Annotated in this window: 16 protein-coding genes; 6 read left to right on the forward strand and 10 right to left on the reverse strand. The window is 64.6% G+C overall.

The window, feature by feature from the left end; genetic code table 11:
- Positions 1 to 394: 394 nt before the first annotated feature.
- From PspR32_RS13755 to PspR32_RS13765, 3 genes are all read right to left on the reverse strand, one after another.
- Entirely contained in the window at positions 395 to 1,354 is a 960-nt protein-coding gene (locus PspR32_RS13755) for an HlyD family secretion protein (RefSeq protein ID WP_010227121.1), read from the reverse strand.
- Between the two features lie 3 nt (positions 1,355 to 1,357).
- On the reverse strand, positions 1,358 to 1,708 hold the full coding sequence (locus tag PspR32_RS13760; protein ID WP_010227119.1) for a DUF3302 domain-containing protein: 351 nt from the start codon (positions 1,706 to 1,708) through the stop codon (positions 1,358 to 1,360).
- 202 nt (positions 1,709 to 1,910) lie between these two features.
- Positions 1,911 to 2,426, reverse strand: a complete 516-nt coding sequence (locus tag PspR32_RS13765) for a DUF4142 domain-containing protein (RefSeq protein ID WP_010227117.1) — start codon at positions 2,424 to 2,426, stop codon at positions 1,911 to 1,913.
- 393 nt (positions 2,427 to 2,819) lie between these two features.
- Between PspR32_RS13765 and PspR32_RS13770 the strand changes: the two genes are divergently transcribed.
- Genes PspR32_RS13770 through PspR32_RS13795 form a run of 6 tightly spaced genes read left to right on the forward strand, consistent with a single transcriptional unit; the run spans position 2,820 to position 8,352 of the window.
- Positions 2,820 to 3,419, forward strand: a complete 600-nt coding sequence (locus PspR32_RS13770) for a paraquat-inducible protein A (RefSeq protein ID WP_010227115.1) — start codon at positions 2,820 to 2,822, stop codon at positions 3,417 to 3,419.
- Entirely contained in the window at positions 3,416 to 4,042 is a 627-nt protein-coding gene (locus PspR32_RS13775; protein ID WP_010227113.1) for a paraquat-inducible protein A, read from the forward strand. The genes PspR32_RS13770 and PspR32_RS13775 overlap by 4 nt, the downstream gene beginning before the upstream one ends.
- Positions 4,035 to 5,687 (forward strand): PqiB family protein, encoded by a 1,653-nt coding sequence (locus PspR32_RS13780; RefSeq protein WP_010227111.1) that lies wholly within the window; start codon positions 4,035 to 4,037, stop codon positions 5,685 to 5,687. The genes PspR32_RS13775 and PspR32_RS13780 overlap by 8 nt, the downstream gene beginning before the upstream one ends.
- 16 nt (positions 5,688 to 5,703) lie before the next feature.
- The gene (locus PspR32_RS13785) at positions 5,704 to 6,243 is read left to right on the forward strand and encodes a PqiC family protein (protein WP_159388700.1); all 540 of its coding nucleotides are present in this window, start codon (positions 5,704 to 5,706) and stop codon (positions 6,241 to 6,243) included.
- A 30-nt stretch (positions 6,244 to 6,273) separates the two neighbouring features.
- A complete protein-coding gene (locus PspR32_RS13790) occupies positions 6,274 to 7,410 on the forward strand; it encodes an AI-2E family transporter (RefSeq protein WP_036997143.1) in 1,137 nt (378 codons plus the stop codon).
- Between the two features lie 45 nt (positions 7,411 to 7,455).
- Complete coding sequence (locus PspR32_RS13795; protein WP_010227106.1) at positions 7,456 to 8,352, forward strand: universal stress protein; 897 nt, start codon at positions 7,456 to 7,458, stop codon at positions 8,350 to 8,352.
- 3 nt (positions 8,353 to 8,355) lie between these two features.
- Here the strand turns inward: PspR32_RS13795 and PspR32_RS13800 are convergent, their stop codons facing one another.
- The 7 genes from PspR32_RS13800 to PspR32_RS13830 form a co-directional block, all read right to left on the reverse strand.
- The gene (locus PspR32_RS13800) at positions 8,356 to 9,111 is read right to left on the reverse strand and encodes a phytanoyl-CoA dioxygenase family protein (RefSeq protein WP_036997141.1); all 756 of its coding nucleotides are present in this window, start codon (positions 9,109 to 9,111) and stop codon (positions 8,356 to 8,358) included.
- A gap of 23 nt (positions 9,112 to 9,134) precedes the next feature.
- Positions 9,135 to 9,956 (reverse strand): LuxR family transcriptional regulator, encoded by an 822-nt coding sequence (locus PspR32_RS13805; protein ID WP_159388701.1) that lies wholly within the window; start codon positions 9,954 to 9,956, stop codon positions 9,135 to 9,137.
- A gap of 134 nt (positions 9,957 to 10,090) precedes the next feature.
- Positions 10,091 to 11,509 (reverse strand): aminotransferase, encoded by a 1,419-nt coding sequence (locus PspR32_RS13810; protein WP_159388702.1) that lies wholly within the window; start codon positions 11,507 to 11,509, stop codon positions 10,091 to 10,093.
- Positions 11,510 to 11,540: 31 nt separating this feature from the next.
- Positions 11,541 to 12,644: a polyamine ABC transporter substrate-binding protein gene (locus PspR32_RS13815; RefSeq protein WP_159388703.1), complete on the reverse strand. Its 1,104-nt coding sequence runs from the start codon at positions 12,642 to 12,644 to the stop codon at positions 11,541 to 11,543.
- Between the two features lie 160 nt (positions 12,645 to 12,804).
- A complete protein-coding gene (locus PspR32_RS13820; protein ID WP_159388704.1) occupies positions 12,805 to 13,506 on the reverse strand; it encodes an NAD(P)H-dependent oxidoreductase in 702 nt (233 codons plus the stop codon).
- Between the two features lie 50 nt (positions 13,507 to 13,556).
- The gene (locus tag PspR32_RS13825; protein WP_159388705.1) at positions 13,557 to 14,972 is read right to left on the reverse strand and encodes an aldehyde dehydrogenase family protein; all 1,416 of its coding nucleotides are present in this window, start codon (positions 14,970 to 14,972) and stop codon (positions 13,557 to 13,559) included.
- On the reverse strand, positions 14,965 to 16,155 hold the full coding sequence (locus PspR32_RS13830) for a pyridoxal phosphate-dependent aminotransferase (RefSeq protein ID WP_159388706.1): 1,191 nt from the start codon (positions 16,153 to 16,155) through the stop codon (positions 14,965 to 14,967). The genes PspR32_RS13825 and PspR32_RS13830 overlap by 8 nt, the downstream gene beginning before the upstream one ends.
- Between the last annotated feature and the right edge of the window lie 12 nt (positions 16,156 to 16,167).

The raw sequence follows: 16,167 nt of genomic DNA on the forward strand, positions 1-16,167 counted from the left end.
CGGTGGATCTGTGTACGCCGGACTTGTGGGCGCTGGCCTTGCCAGCGATCGAGCGCGCAGCGGTCGTAATCCAGACACCACCTGATGTGCTGGCTGTACCGGCCCCATCGCTGGCAAGCCAGCTCCCACAGTGGATCTGTGTACACCGGACTTGTGGGAGCGGGTCTTGCCCGCGATCGAGCGCGCAGCGGTCGTAATCCAGATACCACCTGATGTGCTGGCTGTACTGGCCCCATCGCTGGCAAGCCAGCTCCCACAGTGGATCTGTGTACGCCGGACTTGTGGGAGCGGGTCTTGCCAGCGATCGAGCGCGCAGCGGTCGTAATCCAGACGCCATCTGATGTGCTGGCTGTACCGGCCTCATCGCGCCCACAGGTCGCACATTTGCACGCCGTCAATGAAACGGGAAGATGTAGTTCATCCATGCCGCCATGCGCAGGAGAATCTTGCGCATCGTGGCAATATGCGGAAAGTGCTTGCTGTACAGCGCCGCCTGGCCATAGGCACCGCCCGGCATCTGCTTGGCGTACTGGGCAAACGCCGGATCGTCGATCTCGATGATCACCGGCACGCGCCCGGGCGGGGGCGAACCGGTGTAGCTGACCAGGTTGCCGGAGGGCTGCACCTGACCTTCGCCAATCACCGCGATGACATTCTTGACCCTGCCGCGAAAGACCTTGCCCGGAATGCCGTCGAAGGCCACTTCCGCTTCATCGCCCGGCACCAGGCGCAACAAGCTGTTCTGGCGCATCCAGGCGGCGAAGTATTGGCCTTCGTCAGGGATGAACACCATTGACGGGCGCAGCGGCAAGGCACTGGCCATCATCCCCGCGCGCAGCGATACATGGGTGACATAGCCCTTGCTTGGCGCCCGTACCACGGTGCTGTCGAGTTCGAACTGGGCGTTGTCCAGTTGCGCCTGCAGGTCGTCGACCCGGGCGATGGCCGCTTCCTGCTCGCGGCGAGTGCCGAAGTTGCGCTTGATCAGCTCGTTGATGCGGTACAGGTCGCCCCTGGCGGCGATGATCTGTGCCTTGAGCGAGCGCACACGGTGCTCGAACGGCGTCGGATCAATGCGAAACAACACATCGCCCTTCTCCAGCGGTTGGTTGCCTTTGACCGGCACCTCGATCACCTGGCCGGTCACCACCGGGATCACCGGCACCGAGACGAAATACGACCGCGCCACCTCCGAATACGGGTGGTTGTAGTTCATGGTGAAGATCAGGGCGCCAATCATGACGATGCCGCCGAGCACCGCAGTGGGCACCGTCCATTTGTTCAGCGGGATGCGAAACAGCTTGAAAATCGCCACGCAGATCGCGGCGTAGGTGAGGATCAGCAACAGGTCCATGGCTCAGATGCCTTCGCCGGCATCGACAGTGGCGGATGTTCCCTCGAGGCGGTCGATGCGCTGCTGCAGCTCGACCACCTGTTGCTCCAGGCGCAGCACATGGCTTTGCGGCGACTTGCCGTCGCCAAACCCCCAGCCGCGATCTTCGCGATAGAGCATCGCCCAGATCCACAGGAATGGCCACAGCGCATGCAGGGTGAACAGGCTGACCCAGCCAGTGGCGTGGATCGCGTCCTGATGCGGGTGGTTGCGGTGCACGGCGATTTCATAAGGGATGTCGTGCAACACAATGATCCCGTAGAACAGCACCAGGCCGACAAAAATCAACAAACCCAAGGCGAAGTAATCAAGCATGATTGCTTACCAGCGCAGCGCTGTGAGAAGTGGCTTGAGTGTAGTTCACCCAACGCCTTGGCAACCGGCAGGTCACCCATACCGTTGGTCGTGCCACAGGGTCGGGGCGCGGCTCAAGGCCAACGACTCACGCAAGTGCCGCAACGGCCATAGCAAGGCGACGAAGACCGTCGTTGCGGCGACGGTCTTCGTGGCTTTCAGATCAAGGCTTGGCTTCATCCCCGCCGTGCGCAGCGGCCAGTGCCCGGGCTTTTTCCAGGTGGGCCTGCAGGGTCGGCAGGGCCTGGGTGGCGAAGGCCTTGAGTTCAGCGTCCTTACCGTCCTTGGCGTAATCCTGGAACAGTTCGATGGCCGCTTCGTGGGCCTTGACCTGGTTGTTGGCATAGGCCTGGTCAAAGGACTTGGCGCCGCGCAGCTCGAGGATCATGGCCTTGGCCTTGTCGATCAGGTCGGCATCGGTGGAGACCTTTATGTCCTTGCTGGTGGCCAGCACCTTGAGCTTCTGGTTGGCCGCTCGATGATCCTTGACCATCATGTCGGCGAACGCCTTGACGTCACTGCTGGTGCCTTTCTCCTGGGCCAGCTTGCCCGCTTCAACCTCGGCCACGCCCTTGGCCGAGGCGTCTTCGACAAAGTCGTCGGCATCCTGGGCGGCATGGACGGCGCCGACAAGACTGAAGGCCAGTGCAAAGGCCCCGGTGCGCAAAAGTGTACTCATCATGAAAATCCTCGTCTGGGAGTGGTGCTTGGTGGTTTTTTGTGACCACTATCTGTTCTGAACCGCAGACAACGACAGAGGTTCCGGTTTTTCCAATGGAACTCACAAGTGCCGGTGGCTGCGTCCTGGACATTGAGCGACCGAACCCTATGAAGCCTGGCAAAGCGCACTTGCACGTCGGTATCTCGGGCTGGCGCTATGTCCCCGACAAGGCGCGGTTCGATGAGTTTCTCGCCCAACTGCCGCGCGCCGCTGCCCAGGCGTTGAAACTGGCGCACCTGCCCGCTTCACCACGCCAGCACCTGTGGGGAGCCTGCGGGGGAAAAAATCCGCAGCCCCGCGCCAGCGCCGACTATATTGACCTAGTCCCCGCCCGCAGCCAGAGCGCGCGCCATGCTGGATACCCATCAGCTGATCATCTGCGAACATTGCGACTGCGTGTACCAGAAGGCCAGCCTCGGCAAGCACCAGAAAGCCCTGTGTCAGTGCTGCGGCGCCGTGCTGCAGCGCTATAACGGCCTGAGCGTACAGCAGCGCCTGGCCTTGAGCGTCACTGCGCTGATCCTCTGGGTGTTCGCCAACTTCTACCCGATCATGAGCATCAGCCTCAAAGGCCTGCACAACAGCGCCACCCTGTGGGATTCGGTCAAGGCCCTGGCCACCGGGCCCATCACCTTCATCGCCCTGGTGGCGGCGATCTCGATCATCATCGCCCCGGTGTTCCAGTTGCTGTTGTTGATCTGGGTGCTCGGCTTTGCCCTGGCCGGCGGCCGCGCCCCGGGCTTCAGCCTGTGCATGCGCTGGCTGGAAACCCTGCGCCCGTGGAGCATGCTCGAGGTGTGCCTGCTCGGCGCCATGGTCGCGGTGTTCAAGCTGGCCGGCATGCTCGATGTGCTGCCGGGCATCGGCCTGCTGGCCCTGGCGGCCCTGAGCCTGCTGATATTGCGCATCGCCGGGCGCGATATCCGTGAACTCTGGGACCTGCTGCCATGAACCGCCCGCCACGCGCCGCCGAGCTCAACCTGGTGCTCTGCCACGCCTGCGGCATGGCCTGCGACAACAGCAACCAGCCGCACGAGTGCGAGCGCTGCGGTGCGCCGCTGCATGCGCACAAGCCCGATTCCCTGGCCCGTACCTGGGCCTACCTGATCGCCTCGCTGGTGCTCTACATCCCCGCCAACCTGCTGCCGGTGATGAACACCACGTTGTTCGGCAGCGGCGCCGACAGCACCATCATGAGCGGCGTCATGGAGTTCTGGGAGCACGGTGCCTGGGACATCGCCCTGATCATTTTCATTGCCAGCATCGCCGTGCCGGCAACCAAGTTCGTCGCCCTGGCCCTGCTGCTGATCACCGTGCAGCGCCAGAGCACCTGGGCGCAGACGCAACGGGCACGTCTGTACCGCTTCGTCGAGCTGATCGGCTACTGGTCGATGCTCGATGTGCTGGTGGTCGCCCTGGTGGCGGCGCTGGTCAAGTTCCAGGCCCTGGGCGACATCGCGCCACGCCCGGGCATTCTGTTTTTCGGCATGGTCGTGGTGCTGACCATGCTGGCGGCAATGAGTTTCGACCCTAGACTGATCTGGCAGCGCGACAAGGAGCAGGCCGATGACTGATACCCGCCAAGACAGCCCACAACCCGGCCAACCCGCGGTCAAGACCCGCCGTTTCAGCATCTCGCTGGTATGGATCGTGCCGCTGGTGGCCGTACTGGTGGGGTTGTCGCTGGTGGTGCACAACGTCATGCAGCAAGGCCCGACCATCGAGATCACCTTCAAGACCGGCCAGGGCCTGGAGGCCAACAAAACCGCGGTCAAGTACCGCAACGTGGTGATCGGCCAGGTCACCGCCGTGGAGCTGAGCAAGGACCAGAAGAACGTCACCGCCACGGTCAAGCTGGTCAAGCAGGCCGAAAACTTCACCCGTGAAGACGCCAAGTTCTGGGTGGTGCGCGCGCGCATCGGCGCCGGCGGCGTGTCGGGTATCGATACCTTGTTGTCCGGTGACTTCATCGGCGCTGACTCCGGCGAATCGAACACCCGCGCCAAGGCCTTCATCGGCCTCGAATCGCCACCGCCGATCACCTATGGCGAACCGGGCAAGCGCTTTTTCCTGCATGCCAGCGACCTTGGCTCGCTGGGCGTCGGCTCGCCGGTGTACTACCGCAAGATTCCGGTCGGCCAGGTAGTGGCCTACAGCCTCGACGAGAACGGCAAAGGGGTCAGTATCGAGGTGTTCATCAACGCGCCCAACGATGCCTTCGTCACCGACAACACCCGGTTCTGGAACGCCAGCGGTGTCGATGTCGAAGTCGGCGCCAACGGCTTTGCCTTTCGCACCGAGTCGCTGTCGTCGGTGATCGTCGGCGGTATCGCCTTTCGCGCCCCGGACTACAGCCCCGACGATCAGGTGGCCGCCGAAGACCGCCAGTTCGAGCTGTTCGACGACCGCGCCCGGGCGCTCGCCCCGCCCCATGGCAAGGCACAGTACCTGAGCCTGCGCTTCGACCAGGCCCTGCGCGGCCTCAAGGTCGGTGCCCCGGTGGAATTCCTCGGGGTGGAAATCGGCTCGGTGGTTTCGGTGAACCTCGACTTCGACGTCGAAAAGCGCACCTTCCCGGTCAATGTCGGTATCGTCATCTACCCGCAACGCCTGGGCCGGGCCCACACCAAGCTGCTCAAGGCACTGAACCACGACCCCGACGACGAAAAGGCCGCCGCGCAATTGCTCGGCTCTTTCGTCGACAACGGCCTGCGCGCCCAGGCCCGCAGCGGCAACCTGCTCACCGGGCAGCTGTACATCGCCCTGGATTTCGACCCCAAGGCGCCCAAGGTGGTGTTCGACCCCACAGCCCGGCCGATTACCATCCCCACCGTACCGGGTAGCCTGGAGCAACTGCAGGAGCAGTTCCAGGCCATGGTCGAAAAGCTCAACCGCCTGCCGCTCGAGCGCATCGCCAACAACCTCGACGCCAACCTGGTGGAATTGCGCAAAAGCTTGCAGCAGTTCAACAGCCGCACCTTGCCGGGCGTCCAGGGCACCTTGCAGGAAGTCAGCAAGACCCTGCAGTCGGCCAACTCGACCCTGGCCGAGGACTCGCCGCAGCGCGAGCAACTGACCCAGACCCTCGACGAGCTGGGGCGCATGTCGCGCTCGCTGCGCGAGTTGGCCGATTACCTGGGACGCAATCCTGAATCGCTGCTGCGTGGCCGGCCCAAGGATGCACCCGCTGACTCGCTGAAACCTTCGTCGCGCAATTGACCGCAGGAGCACACCTATGGCGCATGCCTCCCCGTTTGCAGTGTTGAGCCTGGCGGTGTTGCTGGCCGCCTGCCGCAGCGACCCGATCCACTACCACACGCTGATCCCGCAGCAACCGGCGCCAGCCAGCAGCGTCGATATACAGCTGGAGCAGGTCAGCGTGCCGCCCCAGGTCGATCGGCCACAGGTAGTGATTCGCCAGGGCAACAGCGGCCTGGCGATCCTCGAGACCGAATGGTGGGGCGCAAGCCTCGCCGACGAGTTGCGCAATGCCCTGGTCAACCAGTTCGTCAGCAGCACTGCCCAACCGCGCCAGGGCTTGCGCGTGGAGGTCCAGCGCTTTGACTCGGTGCCGGGGCAATACGCCCTGTTCGATGCCCGCTGGCGCTTGCGTGCCGGCAACGCGGTGCTGAACTGCCGCAGCGTGATCCAGACCCCGGCCGGCACCAGCATCGACGATCTGGTGCTGGCCCACCAACAGAACCTCAAACGCTTCACCGAGCTGGTCAGCCAGGCTGCCAGCGGCGGCGCCAGCCGTTGCCCGGCGCTGCGCTGAAGACCGGACTGCCTGCCCGAGGACACGCTGATGGCCAACAATCACCCACTCCACCTGGGCACTGCCCGGGAACTGCTCGATGTATTGATCCGCGCCGGGCTGATCGCCGCCCTGGTGATGTTCTGCTTCGAGATCTTCCGACCGTTTCTCAGCCTGATGCTCTGGGCGGTGATCCTGGCGATCACCCTCTACCCCCTCAACCAGCGCCTGGGCGGCTGGCTTGGCGGGCGCCCGGGCTGGGCGGCGGTGGTGCTGGTGATCATTGGCCTGGCCTGCCTGATCGGGCCGTTGAGCCTGCTCGGTACTTCGGTGGCCGACACTGTGCAGCAGGGCATCCATGGTTTCGAAGACCAACACATCGAAATCCCGCCGCCGCCCGACAACGTGCGCGACTGGCCGCTGATCGGCGCGCCGCTGTACGGTATCTGGGCCCATGCCAGCAGCGACCTGAGCTGGGCGCTGTCGCAGGTGGCCCCACACCTCAAGGGCGTAAGCAAGACCTTGCTGACCCAATTGGCCGGAATCGGCTCGGGCATCCTGGTGTTCGTGGTTGCCCTGGTGGTGGCCGGGGTCATCATGGCCAAGGGCGACAATGGCCAGCGCACGGCCGTGGCCATTGCCAAGCGCATTTCCGGGCCGCAGCGCGGCGAGCAACTGGCCGCGCTGTGCACCGCGACCATTCGCGCCGTGGCCCAGGGCGTGGTCGGCATCGCCTTTGTGCAGATGCTGCTGGTTGGCATCGGCCTGGTGGTCATGGGCGTACCCGCGGCCGGCGTGCTGGCCCTGCTGGTACTGCTGCTGGGCATCACCCAACTGCCGGTACTGCTGGTTACCTTGCCGGTGGTGATCTACGTGTTTGCCCATGACGGGGTTGGCGTCAGCACGGTGATCTTCGCCATCTGGACCTTGCTCGCCGGGCTGTGCGACAACGTCCTCAAACCGTTGCTGCTGGGCCGCGGGGTTGCCGTGCCGATGCCGGTGGTGCTGATCGGGGCGCTTGGCGGCATGCTGACCAACGGCATCATCGGCCTGTTCATCGGCCCGGTGGTGCTGGCCGTGGGCTACGAGCTGTTCATGAGCTGGGTGGCGCAGCCGCTGGCCGCCGACAGCCCGGCCGAGGAGCCTGCACTGGAGCCGCCAGGCGCTTCGGGCAGCACCATGGACTAGACTTCAAGCACGGGGGCTGGCAATACAACGCTACCGGAGGTGCCCATGAGCCAGTACCAACGCCTATTCTTAATGGTCGGCTGCGACCTGCGCCACACCCCGGCACTGGAACGTGCCGCCGCCCTGGCGCACGCCACGGGCGCCGCCTTGCATATCTGCGCCTTTATCGACGAGGTCGATACCCTGGGCCTGATGAGCGGCGACGAGCAGCACCTGGACAAGCTGATGCAGGACAACCGCCAGTGGCTGGCCGATGAAGCCACCTTACTGCATGAAAACGGCATCCGCGTCACCACCGACGTGATCCTGGCCCGGGACGTGCTGCAAGCGGTACTGACCCAGGTGGCCGAAATCGGCCCGGACCTGCTGATCAAGGATGTACACCACGAAGCCCTGCTCAAGCGCCTGGTGGTGGCGCCGCTGGACTGGCAACTGCTGCGCGAGTGCCCGTGCCCGGTGCACCTGGTCACCGACGTGCATTGCCCGCTGCCGCGCATCGTTGTCGCCGCTGTCGACCCGACCCACCCCGAACACCCGCACAGCGACCTCAATGAAAGCGTGATCCAGGCCGCAGCCGACCTGGCTCGCCAATGCAGCGCCGAGTTGCACCTGTTGCATGTGTGCGACAGCGCCCACACCCACATGGCCGACTTCGGTGCTGGCACCGTGACCATGCCGGGCTTTGGCGATGATGTGCGCAAGTCGATTCACAAAGCCTTCGAGCGCTTGGCCGAGCGCCACGCGGTACCGGTTGAGCGCCAGCACTTTCTGTCGGCGCCTATTACTCGCAGCATCGCCGAGTTCGTCAGCCACAGCCGCGCCGACGTGCTGGTGATGGGCAACCACCCGCGCAAGCTGCTCGAACGCCTGACCGGCAGCACCACCGAGCACGTGCTGGAACAGCGCTTGTGCAACGTGCTGGCGATCCGCGGCGCGGCTTGAGCTTCAGTCGTACTCGGCTTCGGCGTGATCGCCGAGCAAGCGGCGCTGGCGCGGCGTGGCGGCGGCCAGCACCGCCGGGTTGAACTGAAAGTGCAGGTAGGGCGAAAATTTTTGCGCGACCATGCGTCGGCCGTAGTGCACCTGCAGCATGTAACGGCTGCGCTCTGCGCTGCGGTTGTCGCTACCGGCGTGCCACAGCTCGCTGCGAAACACCAGGGCGTCGCCGGCCTGGCACAGCACCGGCTGCGGGGGACGGCCCTGCCAGCTGTGCTCATCCTTGCGTGGCGCGCGCCCTGCCCTGTGGCTCCCGGCAATCACCCGGGTCGGGCACAGGTCGGCGTCGATGTCATCCAGGTACAACTGCACGGTGCAGATCTGCATCGGCAGCTCAAAGGCCGGGTCGGCCATCAGCGCCGGGGCGGCCTCCATCATCAGGTAGTCCAGGTGCAACGGCATGCCCTGGTAACCCGGATGGCAGCGCCAGGCGGTCTGGCCGATGATATGGCAATCCTCACCCAACGCCGCCTCGGCCAGTTCGATCACCCCGGGCAGATCGAGGAACGCCAGCCACAGCGGGTCGCGGTTGAACACACACTTGTAGTGCTCGATCAGGCCGCCGCTGTAATCCCAGTGAAACGCTTTGAGCCGGTCGATGGCGTGACGCAGCAGGTTGACCTGCGCGCTGTCGAGCACGCCCGGCAACACCACGAAGCCGTCGCGGCTCAAGGCCTGCAGGTGCTGCGCGGTAGTGCGGTTCATCAGGGCCTCCACAAGGCCGAGGGTCAGCCTTGGCGCAACCAGTCGATAAAGCGCGCAAACAGCTCGGACTGGGAGTTTATCTCCAGTTTAAGGTAGAGGTTCTTGCGGTGCATGCGCACGGTTTCCGGGGAGATGCCCATTTCGCCGGCGGTGGACTTCACCGAGTGACCGCGCAGGATCATCTGCGCCACTTCGCGCTCGCGCTCGGTCAGCACCTGGCAGCCAAAGCTGTCGAAGGCCGCCTGGACGCTGCCCTGGCTATCCGCTTCGCGGGTTTGCGCAAGGCCGTGCTGGGCGAAGCGGCTGATCAGTTCACGCACCATCGGCTCCACCGCCTGCAGCAGGTGCAGTTGCTCAACGCTCAGGGGGCTGGCGCCGTAGCCCTGGAACAGGCTCAGGGAGATCTTGCTGTGTGGGTCGATGTCGACGATGTAGTAGCTGTCTTCGGTGCAGCCCGTGCCCAGGTAGTAGGTCTTGTAGTAGTCACTGTCGAAGAAGTGGTCCGGGGCGATCTCCTGCAGGTGGTAAAAGCCTTGCGCCAGGCCCTTCTCCACCGCCAGGCAGAACGGGTCGAGCAGGTAACCGGCGGTGAAGTAGCGGTTGAGGATCGCATCGCGGTAACGCTCGGGGATGCCTTGCTGGTAGAGCAGCTGCGGCGGGTGGCCCTGGCGTTCGAGGCTGATCATCATCGACTCGACCGCCACCAACTGGCTCAGGGCGGCAGCGAGGGTTGCCAGGGCGTCCGTCTCGTGACTGCGGGCAAAGGCGTGCTGCAGCGCTGCATGCCATTGCTGCAGGGCAGAGAAAGACAGGCAGATCGGGGTGTCGGCGGTGGCTCGGCTCATGCCCGGCAGTCTAGGCTCCCACAGCGGGTTTGTGTAGCCGGACCTGTGGGAGCGGGCTCGACCCGCGATCGAGCGCGAAGCGGTCGTAGTCCAGCCAACACTTGATGCATTGAATGGACTAGCCTCATCGCGGGTCAAGCCCACTCCCACAGGCCTTCACTGACCAGTTCTTCTGCCGTTTCGACAATGCACTGGCGCAAGGTCTCAACGATCTCGTCCACCTGGGCATGGGTGATGATCAGCGGCGGCGACATCACGTTCAGGTGCATGATCGGCCGTACCAGCAAGCCCTTGGCCTGGGCCCGGCGGTGGATGCGCTCGCCGATGTTGACCTCATCGGCAAACAGCGCCTTGCTGCGCTTGTCGGCAACGAATTCGACACAGGCCATCAGCTTCATGCAGCGCACCTCGCCCACCAGCGGCAGCCCGGCCAGGCTCTGCAGGCGCTGCTCCAGGTAGCCGCCGACCTCATCGACATGGGCCAGCAGGTTCTCCCGCTCGATGATCTCGATGTTTTTCAACGCCGCGGTGCAGCACACAGGGTGGCCGCTGTAGGTAAAACCGTGGGTAAAGCAGCGGCCCTTGCCCGGCTCGGCGATGACCTTCCAGATGCGCTCGGAGAAGATGCACGCGCCCAGCGGCAAATAGGCCGAGGTCAGGCCCTTGGCGGTGGTGATGATGTCCGGCTGCACGCCGAACAGCGCCTGCGAGGCAAAAAACTTGCCCAGGCGGCCAAAGGACGTCACCACCTCGTCGGCAACGAAGAGGATGTCGTAGGACTGGCACACCTGCCACATGCGCAGGAAGTAGTCCTTGGGCGGGATGATCACCCCGCCCGAGCCCATGATCGGCTCGGCAAAGAACGCCGCGACGTTGTCGGCGCCCAAGGACAGGATCTTGTCTTCGAACTCGGCCACCAGAAAGTCGAGAAACGCCGCCTCGTCCATGCCATCCGGCGCCCGGTACGGGTTGGGGTTGGAGACGTGGTGGATCAACTCATGGCCATAGTCGAACTCGGGCACGCGGTCGGCGGCCTTGTTGCCGATCGACATGGTCAGGCAAGTGGAGCCGTGATAGGCGTTGTAGCGGGCGATCACGTGCTTTTTGTGCGGCTTGGCGCGGCAGTTCTGGTAGTACTGGATCAGCCGGTAGGCGGTATCGACCGCCGTCGAGCCGCCGGTGGTGAGGAACACGTGATCGAGATCGCCCGGAGCGAGGCTGGCGAGTTTTGCGCACAGTTCGATGGCGACGTTGTTGGCCATGTCCGAGAACGGGTTGGAATAGGCCAACTGGCGCACCTGGTCGGCGATGGCCAGGGCCATCTCTTCACGGCCCAGGCCGATGTTGGTGCACCACATGCCGCCGACGGCATCGAGCAAGCGCTGGCCATCGGTGTCGTAGATATAGGCGCCCTGGCCTTCGACGATGTTCAGCGCACCGTGTTCGGCGTGCTCATCGAACACGTGGTAACCGTGCATGTAGTGGGCTTTGTCGGCCGCCACCAGGCAATCATTGGCGGCGGGTGCTGAAAAGGTTTTGTTTGGGGTGGCCATGGCAGTGTCCTTGGCGAGGGGAAAATGGCAATCAGCTACCGGTCTTGACCGTGCTCCAGACCCGGGTAATGGCGCGCATGTCCTTGCCGCTCTGGGTCTTCTGCGCGAACAGGCGCTGGCGGGTGGCGGCGTCCGGGTAGATCGCCGGGTCGTCACGAATCTCGGCCTGCACCAGCGCCGTGGCGGCGGCGTTGCTGTTGGCGTAATGGATGTAGTTGGTGACCTTGGCGATGTTCTGCGGCTGCAGCAAAAACTCGATGAAGCGATGGGCGTTGGCCGCGTGCGGCGCGTCGCTGGGCAGGTACAAGTTGTCGAACCAGATCAGCGAGCCTTCCTGGGGGATGAAGAACGCCAGCTTGATGGGCTTGTTCGCCTCCTCTGCCCGCGCCTGTGCGGTGGCGTAGTCGCCGGACCAGGTCAGGGCCAGGCAGGTATCGCCATTGGGCAGGCTGGTCAGGTAATTGACCGAGTCGAATTTCTTGATGAATGGCCGCACGCCGAGCAGCAGCGCCTGGGCGGCTTCAAGGTCATCGGCTGTGGCGCTGTTGGGGTCGCGCCCCAGGTACTTGAGGGCCAGCGGGATCACTTCGCTGGGCGCGTCCATCAGGGTCACGCCGCAGTCGGCAAAGCGCGAGACAATCTTGGGGTCGAAGAGCATGGCCAGCGAACCGATGGGCGCGTCGGGCATGCGTGCCTTGATCTTGTCGACGTTGTAGGTCACCCCGGAACTGCCCCAGGTGTAGGGTGCCGAGTAGGCAAGGCCCGGGTCGTAGCCTTGCAGGTTGCTCACGACCTGCGGGTCGAGATTTCTCCAGCTTGGCAGCTGCGTTTTGTCCAGCGGCTGGAACACCTGCGCCTTGATCAGCGGCGGTACCAGGGAGGCGTTGAGTACCACCAGGTCGTAGCCCGAGCGCCCGGTCAGCAGTTTGGTCTGCACCGTTTCATAGCCGTCGAAGGTGTCGTAGATCACCTTGATGCCGGTGGCTGTTTCAAAGTCGGCGAGGGTCGTTTCGCCGATGTAATCCGTCCAGTTGTACAGCCTGAGTGTGTTGGCCGCCTCTCCCTCGGCGGCGAGCGCCGCCGTTGCCAGGGGCGCGAGCAACAGACTGGAAATCACCTTCAGTGTCTTTCGCATAGCCACTCCGTCGTGTCACTAGGATCTGCTCGGTGTGAGCCGACGGGGTTACTATCGAGGGAGCCGGTAATGGGGACCATACCCCGAATGGGTAGGTGCGCAGCATTTACCTTGCGGCCAATCGCCGGCAAGGCCGGCGATGAGGCCGCTACAGCCACCCTCAAGCCAATGGATACAGTTGCTCATCAAACTGCGCCAAGCGCGGAAACTCCAGCGGCTGGTCATCGGACAAATGCGCCAGGCGCTGCCGGTAGCTACGCAAGAAGTCCTTGCGCGCCTCATCGCTGATATATGGCACATGCCAGGCCACAAACGGCTCCAGCACCTCGAAGCCAACGTACGCCAGGGTGCCGCGCAAAATCGGCCGCAGCATGTCTTGCAGCGGCCCGTGAATCGCCCCGTCGCCAAACATGTGCTCGCGCCCGCCCAGGGTCACGGTCACCAGCGCCTTCTTGCCCACCAACCCGCCCTGGTCGTAAAAGCGTTTGCCGCCATAGCACACCCCCGAGACCAGCACCCGGTCGATCCAGCCCTTGAGCATGGCCGGTGCCGAGAACCAGAAGATCGGGAAGTTGAGCACCAGCAGGTCGGCCCACAACAGCTTGTCCAGCTCCTGCTGGATGTCGGCGGCAATCGATTGACTCTTGACCCCCAGGCGCTGCTCCAGGGCATACACCAGGTAATCGGGGTTCTCGCGGCTGACGAAGTCATCGGCGCTGGCCACCGGGTTCCAGTTCATCGCGTACAGGTCGCTGACCTGCACCTGATGGCCCTGGGCGGTGAAGGTTTCGATAGCCTGGTCACGCAAGGCGGCGGTAAAGGATTGCGGCTCGGGGTGAGCGTGAACGATCAGTACATTCATGGGGAGTCCTTAAACGGTGTGCACAGCAATACGGGACGCCTTCAGGCTCATCAGCACTGAATCGCTTTAACTTCGACGAACTCGGCTAGGCCTTCCTCGCCCCACTCGCGGCCGTTGCCCGACTGCTTGTAGCCGCCAAACGGCGCCTGGTAATTGAACCCCGCGCCATTGACGAAGCACTGCCCGGCCCGCAATTGCCGGCCCAGTTGCAGGGCCCGCTCGCGGTCCGCCGCCCACACCGCGCTGGACAAACCGAAGGGTGAGTCGTTGGCCAGGGCAAGCGCCTGGGCTTCATCGGCATAGGGGATCAGGCACAGCACCGGGCCGAAGATCTCTTCCTGGGCGATGCGCATGCGGTTATCGACGTCGGCGAACAGCGTCGGCGCCACATAGAAGCCGCGCTCAAAGCCCGGCCCCGTGTCACCGCCACACAGCAGCCGTGCGCCCTCCTCCTGGCCGATGCGGATGTAGTCCAGCACGGTGCGCCGCTGCGCCGCCGAACACATGGGTCCGAGGAAGCTGTTCGGGTCTTGCGGGTCGCCCATGACCAGCTGGCGGGTTTCATCCAGGGCGATTGCCACGGCCTCTTCATAGCGGCTGGCCGGCAACAGCATGCGAGTCAGGGCCGTGCAGGTCTGCCCGGAGTTGATCATCACGTCCTGCACGCCATAACGCACCGCGGCGTCGAGGTCGGCATCGGCGGTGATCAGCAGCGGCGACTTGCCACCCAGTTCCAGGCACACGCGCTTGACCGTCGGCGCCGCGGCCTGAGCCACGCGCACGCCGGCACCGGTGGAGCCAGTGAACGAGACCATGTCCACCTGCGGGTGACGGGCCAGCGCCTCACCGACCTTGGCCCCCGGCCCGCTGACCAGGTTGAACACCCCGGCCGGCAAGCCGATGGATTCGATCATCTCGGCCAGCAAAAACGCGTGCAGCGGGGTTTCCTGGCTCGGTTTGACCACCACCGTGCAACCGGCGGCCAATGCCGGGGCCAGTTTGCCGATCAACTGGTGCAGGGGGTAGTTCCAGGGGTTGATGAAGGCGCAGACACCGACCGCCTCGCGCACCACCCGCGAGTTGCCGACTTCACGCACCTCGTCCATCAGCCCGGCCAGTTCGATGTACTGCTCAAGGCCGACAATCGGCCCATCGACCTGCACCGCCCGGCACCACTGCACCGGCATGCCCAGCTCGCGGGTGATGACGGCCGCCATCTCATCGGCGCGGACCTTGAGCTGTTCGGCCAGGGCGCGAATGTAGCCGGCGCGCACGCTCGACGGGGTTTGCGACCAGCGGCCAAAGGCGTGGCGAGCCGCTGCCACCGCCCGGTTGACGTCTTGCTCGTCGCCCAGCGGTACCCGGCCTGCCACTGCTTCGGTGGCCGGGTTGATCACTTCGGCCAGGCCCTGGCCCGACGGCAACTGCCAGCTGCCATCGATAAACAGCCGCGAATAGTCACGCATGGGTTTTGCCCTCCATCAGCTCGGCGGTGCAGCGGGCAATGCGCTGGCAGGCCTCGCGCAGCGGTTCGGCGCCGAGCACCAGGCCCAGGCGGATATGCCCGGCGGCGCTGGGACCGAAGGCTTCACCAGCGAGCACCGACACGCCATGGTGATCGAGCAGGCGATTCGAGAACGCCTGGGCGCTGAGACCGGTTTCACGGATATCGACCATCACGAACATGCCACCATCGGGCTTGAGCGCACGCAGGCCCGGGCAGTCGGCCAGGCACTCACAGACCAGGTCGCGGCGCTGGCGGTAGGCTTCGCGCATGGCTGCCAGCTCCGGCAATTGCTGCTCCAGCGCTACTACCGCCGCATCCTGGATGAAATCCGGCGAGCCATAGAGCATGCACAGTGCCAGGTTCTCCAGGTGCGTGGCCAGCGCTGGCGAGCCCACTACCCAGCCGACCCGCCAGCCAGTCATGGCATGGGACTTGGACAGGCTGTTGAGGGTCGCCGTGCGCTCGGCCATGCCCGGCAGGCTGCCGGGGCTGATGTGTTCGCCGTCGTACAGCAGCTCGCTGTAGACCTCATCGCAGATCATCCACAGGTCATGGGCAATGCACAACTCGGCCAGCGCCTCCCAGGTACTGCGCGGCAGGCTGGCGCCGGAGGGGTTGTGCGGGCTGTTCAGGGCCAGGGCGCGGGTCTTGGGGGTGATGCGCGCGGCGACATCTTCGGCCTGCACCCGGAAGCCGTGCTCCGGGCGCACCGGTACCGGGATCACCGTGGCGCCACAGGCGCCGAACACCGCCTCATAGGTGACGTACATGGGCTCGGCGACGATCACTTCATCGCCAGGGTTGAGCACGCACTGGGCCACGCAGAACAGCGCGCACTGGGCCCCGGCCAGCACCGTCACCTGATCGGCGCCGGTCGGCTGGCCGCTGCGCTGCTGATGGCGGCGGGCAATGGCCTGGCGCAGGGCCAGCTTGCCGCGCACGTCGGCATAATGGGTGTGACCGTTGTGCAGGCTGTCGATGGCGGCCTGGACGATCGGCGCCGGGGTGTCGAAATCCGGATCGCCAACCGACAGCAGCAGCACGTCTTCGCCTTTGTCCAGCAGTTCCAGGGCACGGTAGTGGATGTCCCAGGCGGCGGCGCCGTCCCCGGCGATACGTTGGGTCAGATCGGAAAAGCGCATGGCAGTCTCCCA

The sequence above is a fragment of the Pseudomonas sp. R32 genome (assembly GCF_009866705.1).
GTDB classification, from domain to species: domain Bacteria; phylum Pseudomonadota; class Gammaproteobacteria; order Pseudomonadales; family Pseudomonadaceae; genus Aquipseudomonas; species Aquipseudomonas donghuensis.

Coding starts and splice junctions, on each gene's coding strand:
- PspR32_RS13790 (WP_036997143.1), top strand. CDS start 6,274: ATGGCCAACAATCACCCACTCCACCTGGGCACTGCCCGGGAACTGCTC.
- PspR32_RS13775 (WP_010227113.1), top strand. CDS start 3,416: ATGAACCGCCCGCCACGCGCCGCCGAGCTCAACCTGGTGCTCTGCCAC.
- PspR32_RS13770 (WP_010227115.1), top strand. CDS start 2,820: ATGCTGGATACCCATCAGCTGATCATCTGCGAACATTGCGACTGCGTG.
- PspR32_RS13820 (WP_159388704.1), bottom strand. CDS start 13,506: ATGAATGTACTGATCGTTCACGCTCACCCCGAGCCGCAATCCTTTACC.
- PspR32_RS13795 (WP_010227106.1), top strand. CDS start 7,456: ATGAGCCAGTACCAACGCCTATTCTTAATGGTCGGCTGCGACCTGCGC.
- PspR32_RS13805 (WP_159388701.1), bottom strand. CDS start 9,956: ATGAGCCGAGCCACCGCCGACACCCCGATCTGCCTGTCTTTCTCTGCC.
- PspR32_RS13780 (WP_010227111.1), top strand. CDS start 4,035: ATGACTGATACCCGCCAAGACAGCCCACAACCCGGCCAACCCGCGGTC.
- PspR32_RS13830 (WP_159388706.1), bottom strand. CDS start 16,155: ATGCGCTTTTCCGATCTGACCCAACGTATCGCCGGGGACGGCGCCGCC.
- PspR32_RS13755 (WP_010227121.1), bottom strand. CDS start 1,354: ATGGACCTGTTGCTGATCCTCACCTACGCCGCGATCTGCGTGGCGATT.
- PspR32_RS13785 (WP_159388700.1), top strand. CDS start 5,704: ATGGCGCATGCCTCCCCGTTTGCAGTGTTGAGCCTGGCGGTGTTGCTG.
- PspR32_RS13800 (WP_036997141.1), bottom strand. CDS start 9,111: ATGAACCGCACTACCGCGCAGCACCTGCAGGCCTTGAGCCGCGACGGC.
- PspR32_RS13760 (WP_010227119.1), bottom strand. CDS start 1,708: ATGCTTGATTACTTCGCCTTGGGTTTGTTGATTTTTGTCGGCCTGGTG.
- PspR32_RS13815 (WP_159388703.1), bottom strand. CDS start 12,644: ATGCGAAAGACACTGAAGGTGATTTCCAGTCTGTTGCTCGCGCCCCTG.
- PspR32_RS13825 (WP_159388705.1), bottom strand. CDS start 14,972: ATGCGTGACTATTCGCGGCTGTTTATCGATGGCAGCTGGCAGTTGCCG.
- PspR32_RS13810 (WP_159388702.1), bottom strand. CDS start 11,509: ATGGCCACCCCAAACAAAACCTTTTCAGCACCCGCCGCCAATGATTGC.
- PspR32_RS13765 (WP_010227117.1), bottom strand. CDS start 2,426: ATGAGTACACTTTTGCGCACCGGGGCCTTTGCACTGGCCTTCAGTCTT.